General features: G+C 74.0%; 4 protein-coding genes and 1 pseudogene. All 5 read right to left on the reverse strand.

What is annotated here, in order from left to right:
• Nucleotides 1-279 precede the first annotated feature (279 nt).
• Nucleotides 280-525 carry a hypothetical protein gene (locus tag B085_RS0136985; RefSeq protein WP_018563640.1) on the reverse strand — a complete coding sequence of 82 codons (246 nt, stop codon included), beginning with the start codon at nucleotides 523-525 and terminating at the stop codon, nucleotides 280-282.
• A complete protein-coding gene (locus tag B085_RS44975; RefSeq protein ID WP_018563641.1) occupies nucleotides 522-1,205 on the reverse strand; it encodes an IS3 family transposase in 684 nt (227 codons plus the stop codon). Before B085_RS44975 ends, B085_RS0136985 begins: the two co-directional genes overlap by 4 nt.
• On the reverse strand, nucleotides 1,205-1,504 hold the full coding sequence (locus tag B085_RS0136995; protein WP_018563642.1) for a transposase: 300 nt from the start codon (nucleotides 1,502-1,504) through the stop codon (nucleotides 1,205-1,207). Before B085_RS0136995 ends, B085_RS44975 begins: the two co-directional genes overlap by 1 nt.
• A gap of 99 nt (nucleotides 1,505-1,603) precedes the next feature.
• The gene (locus B085_RS0137000; protein WP_018563643.1) at nucleotides 1,604-2,290 is read right to left on the reverse strand and encodes a hypothetical protein; all 687 of its coding nucleotides are present in this window, start codon (nucleotides 2,288-2,290) and stop codon (nucleotides 1,604-1,606) included.
• Between the two features lie 57 nt (nucleotides 2,291-2,347).
• Nucleotides 2,348-3,489 (reverse strand): annotated as a pseudogene (locus B085_RS44980) (hypothetical protein); the annotation flags it as partial.

The following is a 3,489-nucleotide window of genomic DNA, read 5'->3' on the forward strand; positions in this document are numbered from 1 at the left end:
ACCCCCGACCCCGAGGTCGCCACCCTCATCGCCAGCGTCCAGCAGCTCTCCGAAGCCGACCGCCGACACGTCACCGCCCTCGTCGAATCCCTCCTCCGCAGCTCCTAGGCCGCCCGCGCTGCGGCAGCGGTGCGGGAAGCCGCTCCGGTCCAGGCCGCACGGCGAGGTCATCGGCTCGGCCCGCGGCCGGTCGAGGCGGTGCGCCGCCGGCGCTCCGAGCAGTGCGCGACCGTACGCGAGGCGCGGCAGCAGGCGCCCCGGAGATGTGGTCCCGGACATTCAGCACGCCGCCGGTCTGATGGCGCGCAACCACGCGATGACCGCGTTGACGGTGGCATAGTCGAGTTCGGCGATCCTGGCGACCGCGTCCGCGTCGTCGCGGCGGACCGGGACGCCGGCGGCGTCGAGGGCGCAGTGCAGCATGACCTGGTGCGCCTGGGTGGGCGGCAGGGTCTGACCCGGTCGGATCTGGGAGCGCAGCAGGTAGGAGATCGGCAGCGGGGGCGTCGGTCGGTGCACGGTCATGCTCGGATTCCCTCGAAGTAGTCGGACAGGGCTGTGGTGAGGTCGAGCCGGCTGTGCCATTCGCGGTGGTCCAGGAGTTCGGTCCGTGCCCGGGCCCAGAAGGCTCCGATCACGGCGTGGTCGTTCCGGTCGGCGACCAGACCGGTGGGGGGTGCCAGCCCCCGGGCGTGGGCGCGTTCGGTGAAGACGAGCGTGGTGAAGCGCCCCTCGGGCCGGGGTCCGGGGTGGACGGATTGCCGCAGCACCGCCCTGCTCAGGGCGTCCGCCGCCACGGCGGCGGCCGGTGCGGAGCCGGTGCTCCACCCCATCAGCCGGCGGGCGTGGGCGTCGAGCACGATCACGCAGAGCAGTCGGCCCTGGCGGGTGGCGAGTTCGACGGCGTCCGTCACCCAGAGCCGGTCGGGCACGCCGGGGCGGCCCTGCAGCCCGGCACGCCGCATGAGCAGCTCCACGGTGCCGTGGCTGACGGTGACGCCGTGCCGCAGGGTGAGCTCCTCGTGGATGCGCCGGTACCCGAAGGTGCCGCGCGAGGCGGAGTGGATGGCGGCGATGAGGTCGGTCAGCCACAGGTGCCGGGTGGAGCGGGCCGAGGGAGGCCGGCCGCGCCAGGTGAAGTACCCCGATTCGGAGATGCCGAGGACGCGCGTCGCGGTCCGGATCGGGAGACCCTCCCCGGCCATCACCTGCACGGCCTCGAATCGCCTTTTGGGGACACCACATCGCGCAGCAGTTCTGTCACCCTTCGGTGCACGGCGAGTTCGGTCTCCAGTTCGGTGATGCGCCTGCGCGCCGCGTTCAGCTCGGCGGCGCCCACCGGCGAGCGCCGCGGCCTGCCCAGGTGCGGCAGGTGCGTGCGCCGCCACTGGTAGATCGTCTGGTCCCCGAGGCCGAGGTCCAGGGCGACCTTCTTCACGGGCTCGCCGGCGACCAGCAGGTCGAGGGCCTGGCGGCGCAGCTCGGGCGGGTATCGTCTGGGCACTTCATGCCTCCGAAGGCCGGTCGTGGTCCCGGGCCGGGGACGCGTCTGGGGGTTTGGGGAGGTGAGGGACGCGCCCCCGGCCCGGAAGCGGTGGGGGCGTCAGCTGACGTGGCGGTGCATGGTCACGGTGGGCCGGAACTCCCGCAGCGGGCTGGCGCCGGCTCCGGCCGGCACCGCCGCCGCGGCCCGGTCGAGGACGGCCCTGACCTCGGCGGCGAGGGCGTCCGCGCGGCGCTCGATCTCCGGCACCGGGTCGCCGCACCGCCGCAGCTCGGCCACCCTGCGCCGGATGTCGGCGAGCCGGTTCCGGTCGCGGGCGCTCAGGGTGAGCGGCCGCGGGGTCGCCACGATGAACTGGTAGGCGCCCGCGAAGGTCTGGCATCCGGTGCAGTGCTGGTTGACGGCCCGGCTGATGTTCGTGGCGTTGATCCTCCGCAGGTCGACACCGGAGGTGGTGACGATCTGGAAGGAGAGGGCGATCGAACGGCACGGCCGGGAGGGCGAGCAGCCGACGGAGGCGGCGACCGCCCGGTTGTGCGCGGCGGCGGCGACGAGCGGCCCGAACTGGTGGATCGAGAACTCCTCGTCGTACCGGACCGGGTGCGCCCGGTTGGCGAGGGTGTGCGCCTCGTCGACGACGGCGCCCACGCTGCGGGGGATGCGCGACCCCGGTGCCGCGCCGGCCGGGGCCGCGGTGGCGAGGGCGACGAGGCCGGCGGTGGTCAGCATGCCCAGCCGGACGGCCTGGCGGCCCACCGTGCTGGTACGGGGCTTTCGGTGCGTCACGGACTTCTCCTGTACGGATGGAAGGAATATCGGTGGGAGGGAGAGCGTCGGCCCGCGTCAGGTGGGCAGGGGCGCGGGGAAGGACACGGTGAAGCTCGGGACGGGGGGCTCCGAGGGCGTCGCGGAGTCCGACGGCGAGGCGGTCGGAGAACTCGCGGACGGGCTCGGCCCCGCCGTGGCCGTGGTCCGGGTGCTGCTCGGCTCCGGTTCGCTGCGCGTCGGCCGGGGGCTCGGCGACCTGGCCGGGGAGGGACTGCCGCTCGCCGACGGGGAGGCGTCGGCCGAACCGGACTCCGAGGGTGAGGCCGAGGGCCCGCTCGCCGACGGCTCGGCCGCGGCCACGGTCACCGGGGGTGTGGTGAGGCTCGGCAGCGGAGCGGGGGCGACGGGGCGCGGGGGCCTGATCTCGGGCACCCCCGGTTGCAGGATGGGGGCGATCGGCGGCTGCGGCGGCAGCGGCTTGGGGGTCACCCCGCCCACCCACGCGGCGCACAGCGCCGCAGCTCCGGCCAGCGTGGCTCCGCCGACGAGGAGCCTCAGCCGGAGATTCCCCTCCGTGGCGCGGACGACGTGGCGGACGAGCCGGCCCCCGAGGCGCACCGACAGGTACGCCGCACCGGCCAGCGGGAAGAGCAGCATGAGGCTCCCGATGACCCCGACCGCCCCGGCGGCGAACTGGCCGTCGGCGAAGGCGGAGCCGGTCCCGGTCAGCTGCTCGGCCAGGGACCGCAGGCTCGTCTCGAGCAGGCGCGGCAGGTTCCACAGCACATAGCCGAGCTCGGCGAGCAGCAGGGGCACCATCGTCAGCACCCAGACGGTGACGATGATCCGGGCGGAGCGCTTGAGGTCGGAGACCTCGGGCGGCACCGGGCGGCCCGGCAGCATGCTGCGCAGGATCGGCTTGATCTTGCCGAAGAGGTCCGGGACGCCGGCGAGGTCGCCGAGGATGTAGTAGCCGTCCAGCCGGACGGCCGGCATCAGCTGCTCGATGATCTCGAAGTGCGCCAGGTAGATGGCGGCGAGGAAGAAGGACTGCCCGGTGACGAAGTAGCCGCCGGCCAGGGCCAGTATGAAGACGACGTTGAAGTAGACACCGCCCAGGTCCGTGCGCATGCGCCCGCCCCGGCCGATCCGGTAGACGTCGGTGACGTCGGTGTACATCGACGGCCAGATCAGGAAGATGCCGCAGCCGATGGCCC

The sequence above is a fragment of the Streptomyces sp. BoleA5 genome (genome assembly GCF_000373665.1).
Lineage (GTDB): Bacteria > Actinomycetota > Actinomycetes > Streptomycetales > Streptomycetaceae > Actinacidiphila.